Genomic DNA, 2,134 nt, shown 5'->3' on the forward strand with positions numbered 1-2,134 from the left:
GGGGAGCGCAACGCGCGGACTTTACTGGAGACCGAGTGGGCGCCGCCGCCCACCAGCCCGAACACCCCGTCCAGGCCGAACGGTCCGCCGCAGACGCCGCCGCCGTGGGAGCAGCCGCAGCAGTTCGCGAACTGGCAGCAGCCGCAGCCTCCGCCGGCGCCGCGCCCGGCCGGGGCGGCGGGCGGTGAGCGTCAGCGGACGGTGCTGGTCGTCACGGTCGCGGTGATCCTCGTCGTGGCCGCGGTGCTGCTGGGGGCGTTCATCCTGCGCGGCAAGCTGCGTTCGAACGCTCAGGCGGCGCCGATGCCGAGCCCGGTGATCTGCGCCCCGTTCGCGGTGACCGACGGCTGCTCGGACACCACGTCCGTCATCACCATGTAGGGGAGCGTCAGCGGCGGCGGGCTCTCCGGGGTGAAGGTCAGCGGGATCCCGAGCAGCTTGGACGACATCTTCGTCGTGTACATGACGACGTCGCCGGTCAGCGTGAGGTTGGGGGTGCGCGTGCGTGACGCGGCCCCGCCACGCGCGGACGTCGTCTGGTCCACGTTCTTCAGGACGGCCTTGGACATGCTGAACTTCAGCGCCTTCACCGTCCCGCCCGCCGAGGGCAGTGACGCGACCCCGTCATAGCTGAGCCCCGACATCGTCAGGGAGTCGGCGCGCAGGGTCGATGCGCCGGTGTAGAGCCGCGTCCCGGAGCCGGCGGCCTGCTTGGATGCGGCCTGCCCGTCCTTCGCCTGGCAGGCCGGGTCCTTGCTCGACCGCAGGCTCTGGAGCAGGTTGCGAAGCTGCTCCTGGGACAGCCCGGCGCCGTTCGAAGGGACGTCCGGGCAGGTCGCCGCCTTGGTGCTCGTCGTCGGAGCGGGCGTCGGAGCGGGCTTCGCGGTGGGGGCGGTGCTGGGAGCGGTCGTCGGGCTGGGCGTCGCCATGGGGGCCGTGGGTGCCGTGGGTGTCGTGGGCGCCGTCCCGAAGGGCGGCGTGGGCCAGGGGGCGAGCAGCGGGAGGCCCAGCGCGGCGGGCAGCGCGATGGCGGTCAGCCGCCCGCCGTGCCGAGCCCGCCGGGGCGCGGGCGCCGCGGGCCGTGCGGGTGCGGCGGGGGACCAGGCGAAGCCGAGGGCGCCGCCGACCAGGCCGAGCAGCAGGCCGACGAAGAACCCGCCGAAGTTGGACGTGAGGAACGACGCCAGCGACAGCAGCACGGCCAGGACGCCGTAGAAGCTGCGCTGGGCGGGCTGCGCCCACATCAGCACGCCGGCCGTGACGAGCAGCGCGCCGATCAGCCAGCTCGCCACCCCGGCCATGCCCTGGTGGACGACGAGCGGCAGCGGCGCGAGCGGGATCGCGATCAGTTCCAGGCCGCCGAGGACGGCGAACACGCCGCCCCAGAAGGGGCGCGTCCGCCGCCAGCGGCGGAATCCGGAGGTTCCGTCGGAGTCCATGGCTCTCAGAAGCACTCGTCGCCGAGCTTCATGCTGAGGTCGCTCAGCTTGAAGGTGCCGGCGGTGGTGGCCCACGCGACCTGCTTGACGTTCCGCAGCTCGATGCTGGACGCCTGCTGGCCGAACATGCCCGCCGGGCCTTGGGCACCGTTCGGGCCCTTGTCCAGGGTGCTGGCGTCCCGGCCGATCTCGATGTTGGAGAACGTGGCGTCGGCGTTCAGCTGCTCCACGTCCAGGACCAGGTCGGACGCCTCGACGGGCTTGGAGCCGGTGCCGGCGGTCAGCCGCAGCGTGAACGGGCCGACCTTCACCGACTGGCACATGTTGCGGATCTGCGCGGACTTGATCCCGGAGATCTGCACCGGGTGCTTCGCGCCGTCCTTGCCGGTGTCGACCCCGCCGTACTGGACGAAGCCCTGCCCGGTGAGGGAGTCGGCGCTGACCTTGAAGCTGCCGCCGGAGACGGCGAAGGAGGAGGCGATCGCGCCCTGCGCGGTCATGAAGGCGAGGGCGCCCGCGCCGATCGCGGCGGGGACGGCGAGGGCGGCGAACCGCTTCCAGCGGACGCGGCCGACCGGGGCGGAGTACTCCAGCTTGTTCGGGTGCGCCTTGGCCCAGGCGAGCAGCGCCGGCCGCCGCGGCCCGCGGGCGGCCTAGCCTACATGACCGGCACCTCCATCGGCAAGGCGGGCGTG

The 2,134-nt window shown here is 73.3% G+C and carries 2 protein-coding genes and 1 pseudogene; 1 reads left to right on the forward strand and 2 read right to left on the reverse strand.

Annotated features, from left to right (window positions below):
• Positions 1 to 381, forward strand: a pseudogene (locus ETD96_RS45605) (hypothetical protein); the annotation flags it as partial.
• On the opposite strand, the gene ETD96_RS43495 reads toward ETD96_RS45605, so the two are convergent.
• Both ETD96_RS43495 and ETD96_RS43500 read right to left on the reverse strand, forming a co-directional pair.
• Positions 291 to 1,439, reverse strand: coding sequence for a DUF6114 domain-containing protein (locus tag ETD96_RS43495; protein ID WP_138642309.1), 1,149 nt, complete (start codon positions 1,437 to 1,439; stop codon positions 291 to 293). The pseudogene ETD96_RS45605 and the gene ETD96_RS43495 sit on opposite strands and share 91 nt — an antisense overlap.
• A 5-nt stretch (positions 1,440 to 1,444) precedes the next feature.
• Entirely contained in the window at positions 1,445 to 1,939 is a 495-nt protein-coding gene (locus ETD96_RS43500; RefSeq protein WP_240808646.1) for a DUF6230 family protein, read from the reverse strand.
• Between the last annotated feature and the right edge of the window lie 195 nt (positions 1,940 to 2,134).

This window comes from Actinomadura geliboluensis, from assembly GCF_005889745.1.
In the GTDB taxonomy this organism is placed as follows: domain Bacteria; phylum Actinomycetota; class Actinomycetes; order Streptosporangiales; family Streptosporangiaceae; genus Spirillospora; species Spirillospora geliboluensis.